This window comes from Cellulomonas timonensis, from assembly GCF_900046455.1.
GTDB classification, from domain to species: domain Bacteria; phylum Actinomycetota; class Actinomycetes; order Actinomycetales; family Cellulomonadaceae; genus Cellulomonas_A; species Cellulomonas_A timonensis.
Map to the genome: position 1 here is coordinate 116,172 of NZ_FCOT01000008.1, position 21,602 is coordinate 137,773.

At 73.5% G+C, this 21,602-nt stretch carries 22 protein-coding genes; all 22 read left to right on the top strand.

Annotated elements, in window-relative coordinates:
- The first annotated feature begins 14 nt into the window (after positions 1–14).
- A complete protein-coding gene (gene dhaL, locus BN3788_RS01065) occupies positions 15–659 on the top strand; it encodes a dihydroxyacetone kinase subunit DhaL (protein ID WP_066581958.1) in 645 nt (214 codons plus the stop codon).
- Complete coding sequence (gene dhaM, locus BN3788_RS01070; protein WP_066581960.1) at positions 656–1,411, top strand: dihydroxyacetone kinase phosphoryl donor subunit DhaM; 756 nt, start codon at positions 656–658, stop codon at positions 1,409–1,411. The genes dhaL and dhaM overlap by 4 nt, the downstream gene beginning before the upstream one ends.
- A gap of 86 nt (positions 1,412–1,497) precedes the next feature.
- Positions 1,498–2,106, top strand: coding sequence for a TetR/AcrR family transcriptional regulator (locus BN3788_RS01075; RefSeq protein WP_066581961.1), 609 nt, complete (start codon positions 1,498–1,500; stop codon positions 2,104–2,106).
- 68 nt (positions 2,107–2,174) lie between these two features.
- Positions 2,175–3,827, top strand: coding sequence for an MDR family MFS transporter (locus tag BN3788_RS01080; RefSeq protein ID WP_261797896.1), 1,653 nt, complete (start codon positions 2,175–2,177; stop codon positions 3,825–3,827).
- On the top strand, positions 3,824–4,246 hold the full coding sequence (locus tag BN3788_RS01085) for a DUF4233 domain-containing protein (RefSeq protein WP_066581962.1): 423 nt from the start codon (positions 3,824–3,826) through the stop codon (positions 4,244–4,246). The genes BN3788_RS01080 and BN3788_RS01085 overlap by 4 nt, the downstream gene beginning before the upstream one ends.
- Positions 4,247–4,277: 31 nt before the next feature.
- Complete coding sequence (ndk, locus tag BN3788_RS01090; RefSeq protein WP_066581965.1) at positions 4,278–4,712, top strand: nucleoside-diphosphate kinase; 435 nt, start codon at positions 4,278–4,280, stop codon at positions 4,710–4,712.
- A 102-nt stretch (positions 4,713–4,814) separates the two neighbouring features.
- A complete protein-coding gene (gene smc / locus BN3788_RS01095) occupies positions 4,815–8,393 on the top strand; it encodes a chromosome segregation protein SMC (RefSeq protein ID WP_066581967.1) in 3,579 nt (1,192 codons plus the stop codon).
- Positions 8,394–8,498: 105 nt separating this feature from the next.
- Positions 8,499–8,849 carry a hypothetical protein gene (locus BN3788_RS01100; RefSeq protein ID WP_066581973.1) on the top strand — a complete coding sequence of 117 codons (351 nt, stop codon included), beginning with the start codon at positions 8,499–8,501 and terminating at the stop codon, positions 8,847–8,849.
- Positions 8,850–8,907: 58 nt separating this feature from the next.
- Positions 8,908–10,140, top strand: coding sequence for a signal recognition particle-docking protein FtsY (gene ftsY, locus BN3788_RS01105; protein WP_066581975.1), 1,233 nt, complete (start codon positions 8,908–8,910; stop codon positions 10,138–10,140).
- Between the two features lie 156 nt (positions 10,141–10,296).
- Positions 10,297–11,595: an ammonium transporter gene (locus BN3788_RS01110; protein ID WP_066581976.1), complete on the top strand. Its 1,299-nt coding sequence runs from the start codon at positions 10,297–10,299 to the stop codon at positions 11,593–11,595.
- Positions 11,595–11,936, top strand: a complete 342-nt coding sequence (locus BN3788_RS01115; RefSeq protein WP_066581978.1) for a P-II family nitrogen regulator — start codon at positions 11,595–11,597, stop codon at positions 11,934–11,936. Before BN3788_RS01110 ends, BN3788_RS01115 begins: the two co-directional genes overlap by 1 nt.
- Before the next feature lie 22 nt (positions 11,937–11,958).
- Positions 11,959–13,743: a [protein-PII] uridylyltransferase gene (locus BN3788_RS01120; protein WP_066581981.1), complete on the top strand. Its 1,785-nt coding sequence runs from the start codon at positions 11,959–11,961 to the stop codon at positions 13,741–13,743.
- A gap of 27 nt (positions 13,744–13,770) precedes the next feature.
- The gene (gene ffh, locus BN3788_RS01125; protein WP_066581987.1) at positions 13,771–15,378 is read left to right on the top strand and encodes a signal recognition particle protein; all 1,608 of its coding nucleotides are present in this window, start codon (positions 13,771–13,773) and stop codon (positions 15,376–15,378) included.
- 20 nt (positions 15,379–15,398) lie between these two features.
- Positions 15,399–16,517, top strand: coding sequence for an amidohydrolase family protein (locus BN3788_RS01130; protein ID WP_234346413.1), 1,119 nt, complete (start codon positions 15,399–15,401; stop codon positions 16,515–16,517).
- A gap of 210 nt (positions 16,518–16,727) precedes the next feature.
- Positions 16,728–17,165 carry a 30S ribosomal protein S16 gene (gene rpsP / locus BN3788_RS01135; RefSeq protein WP_066581988.1) on the top strand — a complete coding sequence of 146 codons (438 nt, stop codon included), beginning with the start codon at positions 16,728–16,730 and terminating at the stop codon, positions 17,163–17,165.
- Positions 17,165–17,404, top strand: coding sequence for an RNA-binding protein (locus BN3788_RS01140; RefSeq protein ID WP_066581989.1), 240 nt, complete (start codon positions 17,165–17,167; stop codon positions 17,402–17,404). Before rpsP ends, BN3788_RS01140 begins: the two co-directional genes overlap by 1 nt.
- 127 nt (positions 17,405–17,531) lie before the next feature.
- Positions 17,532–18,104: a ribosome maturation factor RimM gene (gene rimM / locus BN3788_RS01145; RefSeq protein WP_066581990.1), complete on the top strand. Its 573-nt coding sequence runs from the start codon at positions 17,532–17,534 to the stop codon at positions 18,102–18,104.
- A gap of 1 nt (position 18,105) precedes the next feature.
- Complete coding sequence (gene trmD, locus BN3788_RS01150; protein ID WP_066581991.1) at positions 18,106–18,909, top strand: tRNA (guanosine(37)-N1)-methyltransferase TrmD; 804 nt, start codon at positions 18,106–18,108, stop codon at positions 18,907–18,909.
- A 210-nt stretch (positions 18,910–19,119) separates the two neighbouring features.
- Entirely contained in the window at positions 19,120–19,479 is a 360-nt protein-coding gene (gene rplS, locus BN3788_RS01155) for a 50S ribosomal protein L19 (protein WP_066581996.1), read from the top strand.
- Between the two features lie 152 nt (positions 19,480–19,631).
- Positions 19,632–20,375, top strand: coding sequence for a signal peptidase I (lepB, locus tag BN3788_RS01160; protein WP_066582197.1), 744 nt, complete (start codon positions 19,632–19,634; stop codon positions 20,373–20,375).
- Positions 20,372–21,130 (top strand): ribonuclease HII, encoded by a 759-nt coding sequence (locus tag BN3788_RS01165; RefSeq protein WP_066581998.1) that lies wholly within the window; start codon positions 20,372–20,374, stop codon positions 21,128–21,130. Before lepB ends, BN3788_RS01165 begins: the two co-directional genes overlap by 4 nt.
- Before the next feature lie 73 nt (positions 21,131–21,203).
- Positions 21,204–21,527, top strand: a complete 324-nt coding sequence (locus tag BN3788_RS01170) for a DUF2469 domain-containing protein (protein WP_066582000.1) — start codon at positions 21,204–21,206, stop codon at positions 21,525–21,527.
- Positions 21,528–21,602 lie beyond the last annotated feature (75 nt).

Here is a 21,602-nt window from a genome sequence, read left to right on the forward strand (position 1 = left end):
CAAGGAGCTGGAGCATGACGCTGGACGTGGCGTGGGCCATCGCATGGGTGCGCGGCACGGCTGAGACCGTGACCGAGCACCGAGACGAGCTGGTCGAGCTCGACCGGCAGATCGGGGACGGGGACCACGGGGAGAACCTCACTCGGGGGTTCACCGCGGTGATCCAACGCCTCGACGCGCTCGAGGAGCCGCCGGCGGAGGTCGGCGACGTGCTCAAGCTCGTCGCGACGACGCTGATGTCGACGGTGGGCGGGGCGGCGGGGCCGCTGTACGGCACGGCGTACCTGCGGGCCGCGAAGGCCACGGGCGTGGCCGAGCTCGACAGCGCGGGCGTCGTGGCCCTGCTCGAGGGCGCCCTGGAGGGCATCGTCGTGCGCGGCAAGTCGACCACCGGCGAGAAGACGATGGTGGACGCGTGGTCGCCAGCCGTCGAGGCGGCAGTGGCGGCCGCCGACGCGGGGCAGGATCCGGCGGGAGTGCTCGCCGCCGCGGCCGACGCTGCCGAGCGGGGCGCGGAGGCGACCATCCCGATGGTGGCGACCAAGGGGCGCGCGAGCTATCTGGGCGAGCGCTCGGCGGGGCACCGTGACCCGGGGGCCGAGTCGAGCGCGCTGGTGCTGCGCGCTGCGGCACGCGCCGCAGCCGAGGCCGAGGCATGAGCCTGTCGGCCGACTCCAGCGGCACGGCCGCCGTCGCGCGGGTGGCACTGGTGCTGGTGTCCCATTCCGAGCAGCTCGCGCAGGGCGTCGCCGAGTTGGCCGCGCAGATGGCGCCGCAGGTGCTGCTGCTGCCGGCGGGCGGTGACGGATCGGGCGGACTGGGCACGAGTTTCGAGCGCGTGGAGGAGGCCGTGGCCCGCGCGACGGCGGACGGCCGGTCGGCAGTGGTGCTGACCGACCTCGGATCGGCGGTGCTCACCACCGAGTCGGTGCTGGACCTGGCCGAGCCGGAGGTGGTCGCGCGGGTGCGCATCGCCGACGCGCCGCTGGTCGAGGGCGCGGTCGCCGCAGCGGTGACGGCGCACGGCGGGGGAGGCCTGGACGCCGTCCTCGCGTCCGCCGAGCACGCCGGATCGACGTTCGCGCCGTCGGTGGCCCCGGCGACTGCCGACACGCCAGCCACGCAGGTCGGAGGGGCGCCGGCGGATGAGGCGTTGGAGGGCATGGCCGTCGTGACGCTGCGCAATCCGCTCGGGCTGCACGCCCGCCCCGCGGCGATGCTCGCCCGCATGGTCGCGGGTTTCGACGCTGCTGTCACCGTCGACGGTGTCAACGCCGCGAGCGTGCTCGAGTTGATGAAGCTGGGTGCGACGGGCGGGCAGGAGCTCACGGTGCGGGCGTCGGGCCCCGAGGGCCGGGCCGCGCTGGACGCGGTGGTGGAGGCCATCGAGGGTGGCTTCGGCGAGGTCTGAGCGGGTGGAGACCGGGCTAGCGGCCATCCGAGAGCCCCTGGGCGAGCAGGCCCAGCGGAAGTTTGCAGTCGTGTAATATTTCACCTGTGCAAGAAGATGAGGTCGGCGGCGGGCTGCGCGAGCGCAAGAAGCGCGCACGCCGGGCCGCACTCATCGACGTCGCCCAGCGACTCGTCGCCGAGCGTGGGCTGGACGGCGTCACCGTCGAGGACATCTGCGCCGAGGTCGGCGTCTCGCCCCGCACGTTCTTCAACTACTTCGAGACGAAGGACGACGCCGTGCTCGGCGTCGGCGAGTGGGCCGTCGACCCGGAGGCCCGCGACGAGTTCGTGAGCGGGGGGCCCACCGGCGACCTGCTCACCGACCTCCAGGCCCTGGCCCGACGGGTCATCGACCGGCAGTTCGCCCCCGGTGACCAGATGCGCTGCGCCCACGAGATCGCCCAGCACGAGCCGCGGCTCGCCCAGCGGCGGCTGAGCTGGATGGACGCCCATCGCAGCAGCGTCGAGGACCTCATCGGGCAGCGGTTCGCCCACACCGGCGCCTTGGGCATCGGCGTGGACGTGGCAGGCATGGCCCTCCTGCTGATGACGCATATCGCGGTGCAGCGCTGGGAGGCGGATGACGACTCCCTCCACGCGTCCGACGGGCTTCCCCAGGTCGCCGCAGAGCTCCGCACGCTCACCGGCGCCTGACACCCGCCGCGCCCCGCGGCCCGCATCACCCCCGCACGTCCTGACCTGCGCCCGGCCAGCCGCTGGTCGTGCTGACCAAGCGCACCGTCTGGCTCATCTTCGGCGCGCTGATGGCCAGCATGTTCCTGTCCTCGCTCGACCAGTCCATCGTCGGCACCGCGATGCCCACGATCGTCGGCGAGCTCAACGGCGTCGAGCACCAGGGCTGGGTCGTGACGGCCTACATCCTCGCGATCGCCATCGTCATGCCGCTCTACGGCAAGTTCGGCGACCTGTGGGGCCGCCGCTGGCCCTTCCTCATCGCCATCGGGCTGTTCACCATCGCCTCCGCCGGAGCGGGCTTCGCGGGGTCCTTCGCCGAGCTCGTCATCTGGCGCGGTGTGCAGGGCCTGGGCGGCGGCGGCCTGATGATCCTGTCGCAGGCGATCATCGCCGACATCGTCCCCGCCAACGAGCGTGGCAAGTACATGGGCCCGATGGGCGCGCTGTTCGGCATCGCCGCGGTGCTCGGCCCGCTGCTGGGCGGCCTGTTCACCGACCACCTCGACTGGCGCTGGTGCTTCTGGATCAACATCCCCGTGGGCATCGCCGCGTTCATCACCGCCTGGTTCACCCTCAAGCTGCCCAGCCACCGCTCGGACAAGAAGATCGACGTGGCCGGCATCTTCTTCATGGTGGTCGCCACGTCGGCGCTGGTGCTGGTGACGAGCTGGACGAGCTGGAGCGGGCGCGACGGCTACGACTGGGGCGACGGGCTGCTGGTGGCCCTGGTCCTGACGACTGTGGTGGCCGCTGTGGCGTTCGTGCTCGTCGAGCGCAAGGCGCAGGAGCCGCTGATCCCGCTGCACCTGTTCAAGAACCGCACCTTCGCGATCTCCACGACGGTGGGCCTCATCATCGGCATGGGCATGTTCGCCGCCCTCGGCTTCCTGCCCACCTTCCTGCAGATGGCCACCGGCTCCGGCGTCACTGAGTCCGGCTACCTCATGCTGCCGATGATGGCGGGCGTCATGCTCACGGCGATCGGCTCGGGCTTCGCGATCACCAAGACCGGCCGCTACCGCATCTACCCGATCGTCGGCATGGCGGTCGCGACGGCAGGCCTCGTCTGGCTCACGCAGATCCAGGGCGACATGTCGATGGTGCTGTTCGGCGCGATGATCTTCGTGCTCGGCGCGGGCCTCGGCCTCGTGATGCAGACGATCGTGCTGGCCGTGCAGAACGCCGTCGACCCGCACGAGCTGGGCACCGCGACCAGCTCGAACAACTTCTTCCGCGAGATCGGCGCGGCCGTCGGCGTGGCGCTGTTCAGCACGATCTTCACGGGCCGGCTCACGGACCGGCTCGGCACGGTGTTCGGCGAGGCCCCGGCCGGCAGCCTGCCCGCGGGCGCCTCGACGTCCGGCCTGACGCCCGCGGTGGTCGCCGGGCTGCCCGAGCCGCTGCACTCGGGGGTCGTCAACGCGTTCACCGACGCCCTGGCGCCCGCGTTCTGGTACCTGGTGCCGCTCGTCGTGGTGGCCTTCGTGCTCACGCTGTTCCTGCGCGAGGTCAAGCTCTCGAACGAGGCCGGCATGGTCGCGCGTGGCGAGGCCGTGGCCGCGCCGCCCGCCGGCCAGGCAGTCGAGGAGCGCACCCCGGTGCTGGTCACGGGCGCCGAGCCCACGACAGGTCCCGAGGGCCAGGGCACGCCCCGCGACGCCGGTAGCCTGGGCGGATGAGCTCTCCCGCGCCGGCCGTGCGCCGCAAGCGTCCTGCGCGCCTGCAGTTCACCTCGACGATCCTCCTGCTCGAGGCGTTCCTGGTGCTGTTCGTGACGCTCGTGGCGTACGGCCTCGCGGCCATCGAGCCCGGTGGCCCGTCCGGCGGCGCCATCTGGGCCGTCGGGGGCGCGCTGATGCTCGTGCTCATCGTGCTCTCGCGGCTGATGGCGTGGCCGGGCGGCTACATCGCCGGGTCGGTGGCCCAGGTGCTGGTGCTCGCGACGGGGATCGCCGTGCCGATGATGTTCATCGTCGGCGGGGTGTTCGTGGTGATGTGGGTCGTCGCGTTGCGGCTCGGCGGCCGCATCGACCGCGAGCGCGCCGAGTGGGCGGCCGCCCATCCCGAGGACTATCCCGAGGACCAGCCGCAGGGCTGAGCCGCTGGCCAGGCCCCGATAGGGTGCGGCCATGACTGACGCACCCCACACCGAGCGCACCCTCATCCTGGTCAAGCCCGACGGGATCCGACGCGGCCTGGCCGGCGAGGTCCTCAGCCGGGTCGAGGCCAAGGGCTACACGCTGTTGGCGGTCGAGCTGCGCACCGCTGACGAGGCGCTGCTGTCCGAGCACTACGCCGAGCACGCGGGCAAGCCGTTCTTCGGCCCGCTGGTGGACTTCATGGCCTCGGGCCCGGTGCTCGCCGTGGTGGCCGAGGGCGAGCGCGTGATCGAGGGCTTCCGGGTCATTGCGGGCACGACGGACCCCACCACGGCCGCCCCCGGCTCGATCCGCGGCGACCTCGGCCGCGACTGGGGCCTGGCCGTCACGCAGAACCTGGTGCACGGCTCGGACTCCCCGGAGTCGGCCGCCCGCGAGATCGCGCTCTGGTTCCCCGGCCTCTGAGCAGTCCGCGCGAGTTCACCCGCGACCCGCCGTCCCCGCACGGGGCGGCGGGTCGCGTCGTCTCCGGGGCCGCGTGGGGCGTCCACCGCCTAGTCTCGTGCCGTGCATCTCAAGACCCTCACCCTGCGGGGGTTCAAGTCGTTCGCCTCGGCGACGACGCTGAACTTCGAGCCGGGCGTCACCTGCGTCGTCGGGCCGAACGGCTCGGGCAAGTCGAACGTGGTCGACGCCCTCGCGTGGGTCATGGGGGAGCAAGGCGCCAAGTCGCTGCGCGGCGGCAAGATGGAGGACGTCATCTTCGCCGGGACCACCGGCCGCCCGCCGCTGGGCCGCGCCGAGGTCTCGCTCACGATCGACAACACCGATGGCGCCCTGCCCATCGAGTACACCGAGGTGACGATCTCGCGGACGCTGTTCCGCAACGGCGGCTCGGAGTACGCGATCAACGGCCGCGGCTGCCGCCTGCTCGACATCCAGGACTTGCTGTCCGACTCGGGCCTCGGCCGCGAGATGCATGTGATCGTCGGACAGGGGCAGCTCGACGCGGTGCTGCGCGCGACCCCCGAGGAGCGCCGCGGCTTCATCGAGGAGGCCGCGGGCGTCCTCAAGCACCGCAAGCGCAAGGAGAAGGCGCTCCGCAAGCTCGACGCGATGCAGGCGAACCTCGTGCGGCTCGGGGACCTCACCAGCGAGATCCGCCGCCAGCTCGGCCCGCTCGGCCGCCAGGCGGAGGTCGCCCGCAAGGCGCAGGTGGTGCAGGTGGACCTGCGCGACTCGCGGGCCCGGCTGCTCGCCGACGACTTGGCCCAGCTCACCGCCACCCTCGAGCAGGAGATCGCCGACGAGTCCGCGCTGCGGGTCCGGCGCGCCGAGGTCGAGGCCGCTGTCACCGAGGCGCGTGGGCGGCTCGCCTCGCTGGAGCGCGCCGCCGCGGAGGCCGCGCCCGCGCTGAGCGAGGCCAGCGACGTCTGGTACCGGCTCTCGGCGCTGCGCGAGCGGCTGCGCGGCACGGCGACGCTGGCGGGGGAGCGGGTGCGCCTGCTCGGGGCGGGAACCCCTGAGCGTGGCGGCGGCGCGGACCCCGACGAGCTGGCCGCGCAGGCCGAGCGCGTGCGGGCCGCCGAGGCCGAGCTGGCCGCCGAGGTCGAGCTGGCCCGGGCCGCGCTCGAGGGCGCCGTGGCCCACCGGCAGGGGGCCGAGGCGGCCGCGTCAGCGGCGGACAAGGCGCTGGCCACCGCGCTGCGCGGCGCCGCGGACCGGCGCGAGGGCCTGGCCCGGCTCGCGGGCCAGGTGGGCGCGCGCCGCAGCCGGCTCGAGGCCACCGAGGCGGAGATCGGCCGCCTGCGCGCGAGCCTCGCCGAGGCCGAGCACCGGGGTCAGCAGGCGACGACGGAGTTCACTGTCCTGGAGTCCCAGGTCGCCGGGGTGGAGGAGGGCGAGGAGGGCCTCGACGCCGAGCATGAGCAGGCGGCCGACGCGGTGGAGCAGGCCGACGCCCGGGTCGCGGAGCTGACCGAGCTCGTCGCCACCGCCGTGCGCCAGCGCAGCACGCTCGACTCGAGGATCGAGACGCTCGAGCTGAGCCTGACCCGCAAGGACGGCGCCGGCGCGCTGCTCGCCTCCGACTCCCTGCCGGGCGCCATCGGATCTGTCGCGGCCCTGTTGAGCGTCGCCCCGCGCGATGAGGACGCGATCGTCGCCGCGCTCGGCCGTCTCGCGGACGCCGTCGCTGTCGAGTCGGTGGACTCCGCGGTCGACGCGATCCGCCTGTTGCGCACCGAGGACGCCGGACGCGCGGCCCTCGTGATCGCCGGCGCCGCACCCGCCCGCGAGCTCTCGCCTGATGCCGTGCCCGCCGGCGCCGACCGCGCGATCGACCTGGTGCAGGCGCCGGCCGCGGTGCGCTCCACCGTCGAGGCGTTGCTGGCCGGCGTGGTGGTGGTCGACGACCTGGCCGTGGCGCGGGCGCTCGTCGCCGAGCGTCCCGACCTGGTCGTGGCCACCCGTGGGGGCGACCTGCTGGCCCGCGCCCACGCCGCTGGCGGCTCGGCGACGGCTCCCAGCGCGCTGCACCTGCAGGCGGCGCTCGACCAGGCCCGCAGCGACGCCGCACAGGCCACCGCCACCGCCGAGCGGGCGCGCGGCGAGCTCATCGGGGCGCGCGCCGCCCAGGAGCAGGCGAACGCCCGGTACGAGGAGACCCTCGAGCGCCTCAACCAGTCGGACGCCGCGCTGGCGGCCGTCGCCGAGCAGCTCGGGCACCTCGGGGCCACGGCGCGCGGGGCCCGGGCGGAGGCCGAGCGGGTGCAGGCCACGCTGGCCACCGCCACCGCGACCCTCGCCGCCGACGCGGCCGAGCTCGCCGAGCTCACCGAGCGCCTGGCCGTCGCCGAGCAGGCTCCTGCTGAGGGCGAGGCGTCGATCGAGGCCGGGACGACCGAGCGCGACAGCGCCGCGGAGGCCGCGGCGGCGGCCAGGTCCCGCGAGACCGAGGCCCGCCTGACCCTGCGGACCAGCGAGGAGCGCGCCCGTGCGCTGTCCGGCCGCGCCGAGTCCCTCGAGCGCGCGGCGCGCACCGAGCGGGCCGCCCGCGAGCGGGCCGCCGAGCGGGCGCGCGCCCGGGCGCAGCAGTCCCGGATCGCCGACGCCGTCCGCGAGGGCGCGCAGCGGGCATTGGCCGTTCTCGACGTGTCGCTGCAGCGCGCGGCAGCCGAGCGCGAGGCCGCCGAGGCCGCGCGCGCCGAGCGTGAGACGGCGCTCGCGCAGGTGCGGGCCGAGGTCGAGCGCCGCTCGCATGAGCTCGCCGAGCTGACCGATGTCGCGCACCGCGACGAGGTGGCGCGCGCCCAGCAGCTCCTGCGCGTCGAGCAGCTCCAGACGCGTGCGGTGGAGGACCTGGGCCTGGACCCCGAGGTGCTGCTCGACGAGTTCGGGCCGCACCGCCCGGTCCCGGTCGTGCTCCCGCCCGGCTCCGAGCCCGCCGACGACGCGCCCACGGAGGTCCCGTACGTCCGCGCCGAGCAGGAGAAGCGGCTGCGTGCCGCCGAGCGCGCGCTCGCCCAGCTCGGCCGGGTCAACCCGCTGGCCCTCGAGGAGTTCGCCGCGCTCGAGGAGCGGCACCAGTTCCTCGTGGAGCAGCTCGCCGACCTGAAGAAGTCCCGCGCGGACCTGCTGGAGATCGTCCGGGAGATCGACGAGCGCGTCGAGCAGGTCTTCGCCGACGCGTACCGGGACACCGCCGAGCAGTTCGACCGCGTCTTCCCCCGGCTGTTCCCCGGCGGCGAGGGCCGCCTGGTGCTCACCGACCCGGGCAACATGCTCACCACGGGCATCGAGGTCGAGGCCCGTCCGGCCGGCAAGAAGGTCAAGCGGCTGTCGTTGCTGTCCGGCGGGGAGCGCTCGCTCACGGCCGTCGCGCTGCTCGTCGCGATCTTCAAGGCCAGGCCGAGCCCGTTCTACGTCATGGACGAGGTGGAGGCCGCGCTCGACGACGCGAACTTGGGGCGGCTGCTCGGGCTGTTCCGCGAGCTGCAGGAGGACTCGCAGCTCATCGTCGTCACCCACCAGAAGCGCACCATGGAGATCGCCGACGCCCTGTACGGGGTGACCATGCGCGGCGACGGTGTGACCACCGTCATCAGCCAGCGGATGCGCGAGGAGGCGCCTGCCCCGCTGGGCTGACCGCGATGGCGCCCGGATGGCGCGGGGATGTGAATGTTCTGTGGCAGTTGCCGGTCTCGACCGCCCTGGCCGTGACCCCGCCTTCGCCCCACGGATACTGGGGTGATGACAGCCGTCGTCGTGTGGACCATCATCGCGCTCGCCTCTGGGGCGGGCGTGCTCCTCGTCGCGAGCGTGGCGTCCCGTGAGCCTGGCGACCGGGGGCTGAGGTCAGGCCTCGAGGACCTGCGCAACGGCGTGGTCGGCCTGGTGACGCGACGCGACCGGAACGACCCCGATCGGGCTGCCGTCCGTGAGTCCGCCGAGCCGGTGGACGTGCGGCTCGACGAGTTCCTGAGCGCGACAGCCGTGGACGAGGACGCCTACCTGCACGCGGACGACATCACCGACACGTTGGCCAAGGCGCGGGAGAAGGCCGCCCGCACGGTCCCGTGGCTCGGCCGGCGCTCCGCCTGACGCCTCCGCGTCGGGCCGGGCGTCGAGCGCCCTGGACGAATGCTGAGAGACTGGCCGCGTGGACAACGACCTCCTGACAGCGCTCTTCGTCGGTGTGCCCTCGCTCTTCGCGATCGCGACCGCAGCCGTCCTCGTCGCCCGGCGACGCTCGCCCGGCGGCACGGACACGGACGCCCAGCGGCCCACCGGCTCTGACGCCGACCACCCGGCGACCGGCGGGACCCTTGTCGAGCCGCGCCCGTCCGCCGAGGCGGGCACGGAGGAGGCCGCGGCGCCCGAGGTGGAGGAGGTCCCGGACCTCGAGGAGGCGCCTCCGCTCGAGGTCCCGGCGCCTGCGACGGGCCGCCTGGCCCGGCTGCGCGACCGGCTCTCCCGCTCGGGCTCGCCGCTCGGCGCCCGGCTGCTCGCGGTGCTGTCCCGCGACCACCTCACCGAGGACGACTGGGACGAGCTCGAGGAGACGCTGCTCCTCGCCGACGTGGGCGCGGGGCCGTCCGGCGAGCTCATCGACGCGCTCCGCACGCAGGTCCGCGTCCAGGGCGTCAAGGAGCCCGCGCAGGTCCGCGCGATGCTGCGCGAGCAGCTCCTGGCCCTCGTGGACCCCACGCTCGACCGCTCCCTGGCAACCGACCCGAACCGGCGCGAGGCTGGCGAGGGCGACGCGGCCTCCACGACCACGGTCCCCGCGGTCGTCCTGGTCGTCGGCGTGAACGGCACCGGCAAGACGACCACCGTCGGCAAGCTCGCCCGGGTGCTCGTGGCGGAGGGCCGCACGGTGGTGCTCGGCGCGGCCGACACGTTCCGCGCGGCGGCGGCCGACCAGCTCGAGACGTGGGGCTCCCGCGTCGGGGTGCCCACGGTGCGCTCTGACCGGGATGGCGCCGATCCGGCCGCCGTCGCGTTCGACGCGGTGCGCACGGGTGTGCGTGACGGTGTCGACGTGGTGCTGGTCGACACGGCCGGCCGCCTGCAGAACAAGGCCGGGCTGATGGACGAGCTGGGCAAGATCACGCGTGTCATCACGCGCGAGGCCCCGCTGTCGGAGGTCCTGCTCGTGCTGGACGCCACCACCGGCCAGAACGGCCTTAACCAGGCGCGGGTGTTCGCGGAGGTGGCAGGTGTCACGGGCATCGTGCTCACCAAGCTCGACGGGACCGCGAAGGGCGGCATCGTCATCGCGGTGCAGCGCGAGCTGGGCGTGCCGGTGAAGCTCGTCGGGCTCGGCGAGGGCCCGGACGACTTGGCGCCGTTCGACCCCGAGGCGTTCGTCGACGGGCTGCTCGGCGACTGAGCCGGTCCTGGGCAGTTGTCCAAGCCGAAACCGAACGTTTACGCCCACCGCGTCGCTGTCACATCCCTGTAACCATCTCCGCTCCTTCTGGAAACGCCGCTCGCCGAAAGTGGAACCCGACCGGCCGTTCGGCTGGCGAGGGGAGAGGCGATCCACATGGAATTCCAGCTGGACACCGGCAACACCGCATGGTTGCTGACGTCCGCCGCCCTGGTGCTGCTGATGACGCCTGGTCTGGCGTTCTTCTACGGCGGCATGGTGCGCGTCAAGTCCGTCCTCAACATGATGATGATGAGCTTCGGCGCCATCGCCGTCGTGGCCGTCATCTGGGTGCTCTGGGGCTACTCGATGACCTTCGGCGCAGACGTGGGCGGCATCGTCGGCAACCCGACTGACTTCTTCGGCCTCAGCGGCCTCACGGACGACCTCAGCCTGCTCGCGGGCTCCGGGGTCCCGGCCTACGTGGCCGTCGGCTTCCAGGCGACGTTCGCGATCATCACCGTCGCCCTCATCTCGGGCGCCATCGCCGACCGGACGAAGTTCGGCGCCTGGCTGCTCTTCGCGGGCGTCTGGGTCACGCTCGTCTACTTCCCCCTGGCGCACATGGTCTGGGGTGGCGGCATCCTCGGGGGCGGCGAGAACAGCATCGCGGCGTGGCTGTACGGCAGCACCGACGGGCTGGCCGACTTGGCGCCCATCGACTTCGCCGGCGGCACAGTCGTCCACATCAACGCCGGCGTCGCAGGCCTCGCTCTGGCGCTGATCCTCGGCAAGCGCAAGGGCTTCGGCAAGGAGCCGATGCGCCCGCACAACCTGCCGTTCGTGATGCTCGGCGCCGCTCTCCTGTGGTTCGGCTGGTTCGGCTTCAACGCCGGCTCGGCTGGCGCGGCGAACGACGTCGCGGGCCTGGCCTGGGTCAACACCACTGTCGCCACGGCGGGCGCGATCATCGGCTGGCTCGTGACGGAGAAGATCCGCGACGGGCACGCGACCTCGCTCGGCGCCGCGTCCGGCGTCGTCGCGGGCCTCGTGGCCATCACCCCGGCGGCCGCGGCACTGAGCCCGGTGGGCGCGATCCTCCTGGGCCTCGTCGCCGGCGTGCTCTGCGCCCTCGCCGTGGGCCTGAAGTACAAGCTCGGCTACGACGACTCGCTCGACGTGGTCGGCGTCCACCTCGTGGGCGGCCTGGTCGGCACCATCGGCATCGGCTTCCTCGGCACCGAGACCGGCCTGTTCTACGGCGGCGGCATCGACCAACTCGTCCTGCAGGTCATCATCGCCCTGTTCGCCGTGGTGTTCTCCTTCGTCCTCACCTTCATCATCGGCACGGTGATCAAGCGCACGTCCGGGTTCCGGGTGAGCGAGGAGCAGGAGGTCGGAGGGATCGACCTCGCCGTCCACGGCGAGACCGCGTACGAGACCATTGGCGCCCGAGTCGTGACGGAGGTGAAGTGATGACCAAGCTCATCACCGCAGTGATCCAGCCCCATCGGCTGGACGACGTGAAGTCAGCCCTCGAGGCCGCGGGAGTCCGTGGGCTCACGGTCAGCGAGTCGAGCGGGTACGGCCGCCAGCGCGGGCACACCGAGGTCTACCGGGGGGCGGAGTACACCGTCGACCTGGTGCCCAAGGTCAAGATCGACGTGCTGGTCGCCGACGAGGACGCCCCGGGCATCACCGAGGTGATCATCCAGGCGGCGCAGACCGGGAAGATCGGCGACGGCAAGGTCTGGACCACGCCGGTCGAGGACGTGGCCCGGGTCCGCACCGGCGAGCACGGCGACGACGCTCTCTGAGCAGGACGGTTCGACTGATCACATGAGACACGGACGGCCGCCCGCAGGGGGCGCGGCCGAGGACGGGTCCGCCGAGGTCCCGTGCCCCGCTGCCATCGGGGTACGGGACCTCAAGGCTGAACGGCTCGACCTCGCGGCCCGCCTCACCGGCCCGGGCCAGGACGGGACCACACGACGGCGCGCCGGCGTCGACCTCGTCCACCGCCGGCTCGCGGAGCTGTGGGAGGACGCGACCGGCGGGGAGCTGACGGGCATCGCGCTCGGGGCGGTCGGCAGCATCGGGCGCGGGGACGCGAGCCCGATGAGCGACCTCGACCTGCTGCTGGTGCACGAGGGCCGGGGCCATAGCGCCGAGGACGTGGCCGCGCTCGCCCAGCGGCTCTGGTATCCCGTCTGGGATGCCGGCCTGGACCTCGACCACGCGGTGCGCTCGCTCGCGCAGTGCCGGCAGGTCGCCTCCCGGGACCTGCCGGCGGCGGTCGGCCTGCTGGACCTGCAGCCGGTGGCCGGGGACCCGTTGGTCATCCACCACGCGCAGTCGGCGCTGCTCGCCGACTGGCGCTCCGCGGCCCGCCGCCGGCTGCCGGAGCTGCTGGCCACGGCCCGGCAGCGCGCCGAGCGGCACGGCGAGCTCGCCTACCTCATCGAGCCGGACCTCAAGGAGGCGCGGGGCGGCATTCGTGACGCCGTGGTGCTGTCCGCCCTCGCCGCCACCTGGCTCACCGACCGCCCGCACGGCGCCGTCGACACGGCGTACGAGCACCTGCTCGACGTGCGTGACGCGCTCCAGGTGGTCACCCGCAGGCACACGAACCGCCTGCTGCTGGCCGACCAGGACGAGGTCGCGGAGCTGGCGGGCTTCGACGACCGCGACGACCTGCTCGCGAGCCTCGCGGAGTCGGGCCGGATCATCTCGTACGCCCTCGACACGACGGTCCGCAACGCCCGGCAGGCGCTGCAACGGCCCGCGCGCAAGCCGGTGCTCGTGCGCGGCCGCCGCACGGCGCCGCGCCTGCGGCCGGTGGGCGAGGGGCTCGTGGAGCACGACGGCGAGATCGTGCTCGCGGTCGACGCACGACCGGGCGAGGACCCGCTGCTCTCCTTGCGCGCCGCCGCGACGGCCGCCCGCACCGGCCTGACCCTCTCGCCGGTGACGGTGGCGAGCCTGATGCGGACGCCGGCGCTCGAGACGCCCTGGCCCCGGGCGGCGCGCACGTCGCTGCTCCAGCTCCTGGGATCGGGCCACGCGCAGGTCCCCGTGTGGGAGGCGCTCGACCTGTCCGGGGTGGTGACCACCTGGATCCCCGAGTGGGCGGCGGTGCGCAACCGGCCCCAGCGCTCGCCGATCCACCGGCACACGGTGGACCGGCACCTGGTGGAGACGGTCGCCCAGGCGGGCCGGGCCCGACGGCTGGTGGCGCGCGGGGACGTGCTGCTGCTCGCGGCCCTGCTGCACGACATCGGCAAGCGGCCCGGCGCCGGGGACCACTCGACCGAGGGCGCCCGGCTGGCGGGCCCCATCGTCACGCGGATGGGTTTCGACGACCAGGACGCCGCGGACGTCACCCGACTCGTCCGCCATCACCTGACGTTGGCGGAGCTCGCCACCACCGCCGATCCGGACGACCCGGCGACGGTTGCGGCGCTGCTCGACGCCGTCGACGGGAGGCTCGACGTGCTCGAGCTGCTCCGGGCGCTGACGGAGGCCGACGCGACCGCGGCGGGGCCCGCCACCTGGACCGCGTGGCGGGCCCGGCTCGTCGACGACCTGACCGCGCGGGCGGCAGGTACGCTGGGACGTCCGTGATCCCGAGAAGAGCGTGAGGATCCAGCGGTGTTCGCCACCCTGTCCGACCGACTGACGTCGACCTTCAAGAACCTCCGCACCAAGGGGCGCCTGTCCGAGGCGGACATTGACGCCACAGTGCGCGAGATCCGCCGTGCGCTGCTCGACGCCGACGTCGCCGTCCCCGTCGTGCGCGCCTTCACGGGCGCCGTCCGCGAGCGGGCGCTGTCCATCGAGGTCTCCGGCGCGCTCAACCCCGCCCAGCAGGTCGTCAAGATCGTCAACGACGAGCTGGTGGCGATCCTCGGCGGCGAGAACCGTCCGCTGCGCCTGGCCAAGAACCCGCCGAGCGTGATCATGCTCGCGGGCCTCCAGGGCGCCGGCAAGACGACGCTCGCCGGCAAGCTCGCGCTGCACCTGCGCGAGCAGGGGCACACCCCGCTGCTGGTCGCCGCCGACCTGCAGCGTCCGAACGCCGTCACGCAGCTGCAGATCGTGGGGGAGCGGGCCGGCGTGCCCGTCTTCGCCCCGCACCCCGGCAACCAGGGCCACGGCGAGGTCGACCCCGGCTTCGGCGACCCCGTGGGCGTGGCCCGCGAGGGCCTCGCCGCGGCGAAGGCCCGCCAGCACGACGTCCTGATCGTCGACACCGCCGGCCGCCTGGGCGTCGACGCGGAGCTCATGGCGCAGGCCGCGGACATCCGCGACGCCGTGCAGCCCGACGAGATCCTGTTCGTCATCGACGCGATGATCGGCCAGGACGCCGTCGCGACAGCGCAGGCCTTCGCCGACGGCGTCGACTTCACCGGCGTGGTGCTCTCCAAGCTCGACGGCGACGCGCGTGGTGGCGCGGCCCTGTCGGTGGCCTCGGTCACCGGCCGCCCCATCCTGTACGCCTCCACGGGTGAGAAGCTCACCGACTTCGAGGTCTTCCACCCCGACCGCATGGCCTCGCGCATCCTCGACATGGGTGACGTGCTCACCCTCATCGAGCAGGCCGAGAAGGCCTTCGACGCCGACCAGGCCGAGGCGATGGCCGGCAAGATCGCGAGCGGCGAGGACTTCACGCTCGAGGACTTCCTGCAGCAGATGCAGGCCATGAAGAACATGGGCTCGATGAAGAAGATGCTCGGCATGCTGCCGGGCATGGGCCAGATGCGCGAGGCCCTGGACAACTTCGACGAGCGCGAGGTCGACCGCATCGAGGCGATCATCCGCTCGATGACGCCCGCCGAGCGCCGCACCCCCAAGATCATCAACGGCTCGCGCCGTGCCCGCATCGCCCGCGGCTCGGGCACCACGCCGAGTGACGTCAACGGGCTGCTCGACCGGTTCGCCGGCGCGCAGAAGATGATGCGCCAGATGGCCCGCAGCGGCGGCATGCCGATGCCGGGGATGGGCAACCTGCCGGGCATGGGCGGCAAGAAGTCGCGTGGCCGCGTCGCGCCCCCGCCCAAGCGCAAGGGCAAGGTCGCCAAGTCCGGCAACCCGGCCAAGCGCGCGGAGCAGGAGCGGCTCGCCGCCGACCGCGCGGCCGGCATCGCCCCGGCGGCGCCGAAGGGCTCGGCCTTCGGGCTGGGCGGGGCCAAGGAGCCGGAGCAGGTGGACCCGTCCACCATCGACCTGGGCGCACTGGGCAAGTTCCTCGGGCGCTGACTGGTGACAAGGGCTGACGCGTGACAGAGCCGGTCGCCGCCGCGCAGGTGCTGCACCTGCGCGGCCCGGTGCTCCTCGACGACGAGCGGGAGGCCGCCGAGGCGTGGGTGGTCGGCGGCCGTGTGACGTTCGAGCGTCCGCACGCCTCGGCCGGTGACGTGGCGGAGGTCGAGGGCTGGGTCGTCCCCGGGCTCGTCGACGTGCACTGCCACATCGGGCTCGGCGCGGACGGGCCCGTGGACCAGCAGGCCGCCCGGGCGCAGGCTCTGGCGGACCGCGACTCGGGCGTGCTGCTGGTGCGGGACGCAGGCTCCCCGGCGGACACCGCATGGGTGCACGACGACGACGACCTCCCGCGCCTGATCCGGGCGGGGCGGCACCTGGCCCGCCCCAAGCGGTACCTGCGGCATTACGGCCGCGAGCTCGCCACCCCTGCGGAGCTGGCGGACGCGGTCGCCGAGGAGGCGGCGCGCGGCGACGGCTGGGTCAAGGTCGTCGCGGACTGGATCGACCGCGACCTGGGCGCCGACGGCGACCTGACACCGCTGTGGCCCGCGGACGTCCTCGCCCAGGCGATCGGCGCCGCGCACGCCGCCGGCGCCCGCGTGACGGCGCACACCTTCTCCGGCGAGGCCCTCGACCCGCTGCTCGACGCGGGCGTGGACTGCCTCGAGCACGCCACCGGCGCCGACGCCGGGCAGATCGAGCGCATCGCCGCCGCGGGGATCCCGGTGACGCCGACGCTGCTGCAGGTCGCGCAGTTCGAGGCCATCGCCGCGCAGGCCGACGGCCGCTACCCCCGCTTCGCGGCGCGGCTGCGCAGGCTGCACGCCCGGCGCCACCAGCACGTGCGGGACCTGCACGACGCCGGGGTGCGGCTCCTGGTCGGCACGGACGCGGGCGGCACCATCGGGCACGGGCGGATCGCCGACGAGGCCGCGGAGCTGGTCGCGGCGGGCGTCCCGGACCGCGAGGTGCTCGCCGCCGCGAGCTGGCGCACCCGCGCGTGGCTTGGCGTCCCGAGCCTGGCCGAGGGGGAGCCCGCCGACCTCGTCGTGCTGGCGGGCGACCCGCGCGAGGACATCCGGGTGCTCGCCGCGCCGCGTGCGGTAGTCCTGCGGGGGGCGCGCGTCCGCTGAGCGGGTGGCGCTGTGCGCGCCGTCGGCCCAGGCCGCCGCCGGGAAGCGGTTGGGCGGACGCGCCGCGTCTGGCAGAATGTCCTGCGTACTCGGTGCGTCTGGCCCCTCTACCCGGGCGTGACCGCGTCCTTCCGGCCTGACCCGTCCGCTCAACCCCACGAGCAATGGACCCGTCGGGCCACCACAGCAGAAACCAGGAGAGACCACACTGTGGCCACCAAGATCCGTCTGAAGCGTTTTGGCAAGATCCGGGCGCCGTACTACCGCGTCGTCGTCGCGGACTCGCGCACCAAGCGCGATGGCCGCGTCATCGAGGAGATCGGCAAGTACCACCCCACCGAGGAGCCCTCGCTCATCGACATCACGTCGGAGCGGGCGCAGTACTGGCTGAGCGTCGGCGCGCAGCCGACCGAGCAGGTCCTCGCGCTCCTGAAGATCACGGGTGACTGGCAGAAGTTCAAGGGCCTCCCGGGCGCCGAGGGCACCCTGCGCACCAAGGCCACGCCGGCCGAGGGCGATGTTGCGGCTGCCGTTGAGGCTGTCGCGCTCGACGCCGAGAAGGCCAAGGCCAAGGCGTCGGAGAAGAAGGCTGCCGCGAAGGCCGCCGAGGCTGCCGCGCCTGCCGCGTCCGAGGACGAGCAGGCCTGATGCTCGACGACGCGCTCGAGCACCTGGTGCGGGGCATCGTCGACCACCCGGACGACGTGCAGGTCAGCACGAAGTCCCTGCGTCGCGGTGAGCTCCTGGAGGTCCGGGTCCACCCGGACGACCTCGGGCGCGTCATCGGCCGCGGCGGTCGCACGGCGCGCGCGCTGCGCACCGTCGTCGGAGCCCTCTCGGCAGACGGCCCGGTCCGCGTCGACGTCGTCGACGTCGACCGCCGCTGACCTCCACGGTCAGCACCACGGCCGCTGCCCACGCAGCACACAAGGCCCGGTCCCCTACCCTGGGGACCGGGCCTTCGCTCTGCGCCCCCTGCGGGGCGAACCCTTCCTGAACTCGCGAGAGGACCTCATGCAGCTCACCGTCGCCCGCATCGGCCGAGCCCTCGGACTGCGGGGTGAGGTCGTGCTCGACGTGCGCACCGACACCCCCGAGGAGCGCCTGGCCGTCGGCGCCGTGCTCCAGACCGTCCCCGCGTCCGCTGGACCGCTCACGGTCGAGCGCGCCCGCGCCCAGGCCGGCCGGTGGAGCGTGACATTCGCCCAGGTCCACGACCGTGAGGCCGCCGAGGCGCTGCGCGGCGTCGAGCTCGTCGTCGAGGAGGACGAGAGCGACGAGGAGGACGCCTGGTACCCGCATGAGCTCGCGGGGCTGCGGGCGGAGCATGTGGACGGACGCGTGCTCGGCGAGGTCATCGGCCTCGAGCACCTGCCCGCCCACGACGCGCTGCTGCTGCGCGAGACCTCCGGGGCGCGGACGCTGATCCCGTTCGTCCGCGCGATCGTCCCCGTCGTCGACGTCGCCGGGGGCCGGGTCGTCCTAGACCCGCCCGGCGGGCTGCTCGCCTCGGACGCCGCGAACCTGGTCGTCAGCGAGGAGACGGGCGCCGCGGGCTCGGCCGACCGCGTGGAGGACGAGGGCTGACGTGCGCATCGACGTCGTCTCGATCTTCCCCGACTACCTGGCGCCCCTGGACCTGTCGCTCGTCGGCAAGGCCCGCACGTCCGGGATCCTCGACCTGCGCGTCCACGACCTGCGGGACTGGACCACCGACCGGCACCGCACCGTCGACGACACTCCCTTCGGCGGCGGCGCCGGCATGGTCATGCGCCCCGACGTGTGGGGCACGGCGCTCGACGACGTGCTGCACGAGGGCGCGCACCTGATGGTGCCGACCCCGTCCGGCGCGCCGCTGACCCAGCGTCGCGCGGAGGAGCTCGCCCACGAGCAGCAGATCGTGATCGCCTGCGGCCGCTACGAGGGGATCGACTCGCGGGTCGCCGAGCACTACGGCCAGCGCCCCGGAGTGCGGGTCAGCGAGTTCTCGATCGGCGACTACGTGCTCAACGGGGGAGAGGTCGCGGCCCTCGTGCTCATCGAGGCGGTCGCGCGGCTGCTGCCGGGCGTGGTCGGCAACCCGCACTCGCTGGTCGAGGAGTCGCATGGCGCCGCCGGGCTGCTCGAGTACCCGGTGTACACCAAGCCGCCGCAGTGGCAGGGGCACGAGGTCCCCGAGGTGCTGCTGTCCGGGCACCACGCGCGCATCGAGCGCTGGCGCCGGGACCAGGCGCTGCAGCGCACCGCCGCCCGTCGCCCCGACCTGGTGGCCGCGCTCGACCCGGCCTCGCTCGACCGTCACGACCTCGCGGTCCTCGCCGAGCGCGGCTGGTCCGTGGAGCAGGGGCGGCTGGTGCGCGATGCCGACGCCGGCCAGGCGCCGACGCCCTGACGGCCGGTTTCACCGTCCTGCCCGCGCTGTGGCAGACTGTTCTTTCGGTGCGCTCGGTCGCGTCTCTGCCACAGGGGAGACGGCCACGGCCACTCCGGGTCCCGCGAGGGAGCCCCGGACGCACCAGACCATGAGCCATCAGGCCCCCGCTCGCGCGGCACGGCCTCGACGACGCTGCTGACCTGTGGCAGGGCGAGGAAGCGACATCACATGCACACTCTCGACCAGGTCGACGCGGCATCGCTGCGCACCGACATCCCGGCGTTCCGCGCCGGGGACACGCTGAAGGTCAACGTCAAGGTCGTCGAGGGCACCCGCTCCCGCGTCCAGGTCTTCCAGGGCATCGTCATCCGCCGCCACGGCGGCGGCGTGGGGGAGACCTTCACGATCCGCAAGATCAGCTTCGGCGTCGGCGTCGAGCGCACCTTCCCGGTGAACTCCCCGACGATCGACTCGATCGAGGTCATCACCCGTGGTGACGTCCGCCGCGCGAAGCTGTACTACCTGCGCGCGCTGCGCGGCAAGAAGGCCAAGATCAAGGAGAAGCGGGACACGCCTGCTCCCAAGTGAGCAGTGGTCCAGCAGAGTTGATCGCGTCCTGACGGGCGGTCGCCGGGTTCCCGGTGGCCGCCCGTCGGCGTGTGCGGGGGATGGTGTGGGACCGGTCTCATCCGATGCGCACGCGATAGGTGACGCCCTGCTCGACATGGCACAGTGTGCAGGTGACCGATCAGCGAGCACCCGAACGTGGGACGTCCGAGCCGGAGGCGACGGTGACGCAGGGCAAGCGTCGCAGTGCGGGCGCCGTGTGGCTCCGGGAGACCGCGATCATCCTGGTGAGCGCGTTCATCCTTTCGTTCCTGGTCAAGACCTTCCTGGTCCAGGCGTTCTTCATCCCCAGCGCCTCGATGGAGGACACGCTGGTCGAGGGCGACCGCGTCCTCGTCTCGAAACTCACCCCCGGCCCGTTCGACCTGCATCGCGGCGACATCGTCGTCTTCAAGGACCCGGGCGGCTGGCTGCCGTCGAGCTCCACAGCCGACCAGGGCGCCGTCGCCGAGAAGGTCAGCCAGGCGCTGACCTGGGTGGGGCTGCTCCCGCAGGACTCGGGCGAGCACCTCATCAAGCGTGTGATCGGCCTGCCGGGGGACCGGGTGGCCTCCGAGGGCTCGGGTGAGCCCGTGACGGTGAACGGCGTCGCGATCGACGAGCCCTACGTGGCGCAGGGCGTCTCGCCGAGTGACATCTCCTTCGACATCACGGTCCCCGAGGGGTATGTGTGGGTGATGGGCGACAACCGCTCGGACTCCGCGGACTCGCGCTACCACCTGGGCGACCCGGGTGGCGGCTCGATCCCCATCGACAACGTGGTCGGCATGACGTTCATCAAGGTGTGGCCGTTCGACCGGCTGGGGCTGCTCCGCAACCCCTCCGAGACGTTCACTGAGGTTCCCGACCCGTCATGACTCTCCTGGAGCGCCCGATCTCCGAGCCGCCGGCGACTGCGCCGCGGTCGCCGGCGCCGGTGCGACGCAGCCCCGCGCTGCGCCATGAGCGGGTGATCCTGCGCGAGGGCGCCCGGCTCGTGGCGGGCATGGACGAGGTGGGCCGTGGCTCCTTGGCGGGGCCGGTCTCAGTCGGCGTCGTGGTGGTCGACGCGCGCACGCGTGCCTGCCCTCCGGGGGTCGCCGACTCGAAGCTCCTCACGGCCGCCGCCCGGACGGCGCTGCTGCCGGCGCTCGGGCGCTGGGGACTCGCCCGGGCCGTGGGGCATGCCAGCGCGGCGGAGATCGACGAGGTCGGCATCATCGCCGCCCTGCGCATGGCGGGGATGCGCGCGCTCGAGACAGTGGCCGGCGCCGTGGGCCCCGTGGACGCGGTGCTGCTGGACGGCTCCCATGACTGGCTGACGCCCCCGGCCCAGGGCGAGTTGTTCGGCGAGGTGGAGCTGCCCGGCGCCGACGTCGTCGGAGTCCCACGCGTGCATGTCCGGGTGAAGGCGGATCTGACCTGCGCCTCCGTGGCCGCCGCGAGCGTGCTCGCCAAATGCGAGCGGGACGGCATCATGACGCGGATGGCGGCGGACCACCCGCAGTACGCATGGGACTCCAACAAGGGCTACAGCTCCGCCGAGCACATCCGCGCATTGCGTGAGCATGGGCCCAGCCCGGTGCACCGGCGCAGCTGGCGGCTCCCCCTGGGGCTCGACGCGGCGGGGTGAACCTGCCGCTCCGACGCCTCGCCGTGCCTCGCGCCTGTGCGCGACGCCCGCCGCGATGAGGGATGATGGCGGGGTGAGCGCCGAAGACCTGGAGAACTACGAGACCGACATGGAGCTCGCGCTCTACCGCGAGTACCGGGACGTGGTCGGCCTGTTCTCCTACGTCGTGGAGACCGAGCGCCGCTTCTACCTGGCGAACCAGGTGGACCTGCAGGTGCGATCGGCGGCGGGCGAGGTGTACTTCGAGCTGTCGCTGGCCGACGCGTGGGTGTGGGACGTCTACCGCTCCGCGCGGTTCGTGAAGTCGGTGCGGGTGGTCACCTTCAAGGACGTCAACGTCGAGGAGCTCGCCAAGGCGGACCTCGACCTGTCCACCGGGGCGGGCTTCGCTCGCTGATATGCGTTGCCCGGCGCCAGGTGGCGCCGGGCGTGCGGACGGCGGCGCCGGGACCACTGCTAGTCCCGGCGCCGC

Bases quoted from the DNA above. Each gene is read 5' to 3' on its own strand.
- BN3788_RS01100 (WP_066581973.1), top strand. From the start codon at position 8,499: ATGACAGCCGTCGTCGTGTGGACCATCATCGCGCTCGCCTCTGGGGCG.
- rplS (WP_066581996.1), top strand. From the start codon at position 19,120: ATGCACACTCTCGACCAGGTCGACGCGGCATCGCTGCGCACCGACATC.
- dhaL (WP_066581958.1), top strand. From the start codon at position 15: ATGACGCTGGACGTGGCGTGGGCCATCGCATGGGTGCGCGGCACGGCT.
- BN3788_RS01110 (WP_066581976.1), top strand. From the start codon at position 10,297: ATGGAATTCCAGCTGGACACCGGCAACACCGCATGGTTGCTGACGTCC.
- BN3788_RS01115 (WP_066581978.1), top strand. From the start codon at position 11,595: ATGACCAAGCTCATCACCGCAGTGATCCAGCCCCATCGGCTGGACGAC.
- dhaM (WP_066581960.1), top strand. From the start codon at position 656: ATGAGCCTGTCGGCCGACTCCAGCGGCACGGCCGCCGTCGCGCGGGTG.
- BN3788_RS01120 (WP_066581981.1), top strand. From the start codon at position 11,959: ATGAGACACGGACGGCCGCCCGCAGGGGGCGCGGCCGAGGACGGGTCC.
- ndk (WP_066581965.1), top strand. From the start codon at position 4,278: ATGACTGACGCACCCCACACCGAGCGCACCCTCATCCTGGTCAAGCCC.
- BN3788_RS01165 (WP_066581998.1), top strand. From the start codon at position 20,372: ATGACTCTCCTGGAGCGCCCGATCTCCGAGCCGCCGGCGACTGCGCCG.
- BN3788_RS01085 (WP_066581962.1), top strand. From the start codon at position 3,824: ATGAGCTCTCCCGCGCCGGCCGTGCGCCGCAAGCGTCCTGCGCGCCTG.
- BN3788_RS01140 (WP_066581989.1), top strand. From the start codon at position 17,165: ATGCTCGACGACGCGCTCGAGCACCTGGTGCGGGGCATCGTCGACCAC.
- rimM (WP_066581990.1), top strand. From the start codon at position 17,532: ATGCAGCTCACCGTCGCCCGCATCGGCCGAGCCCTCGGACTGCGGGGT.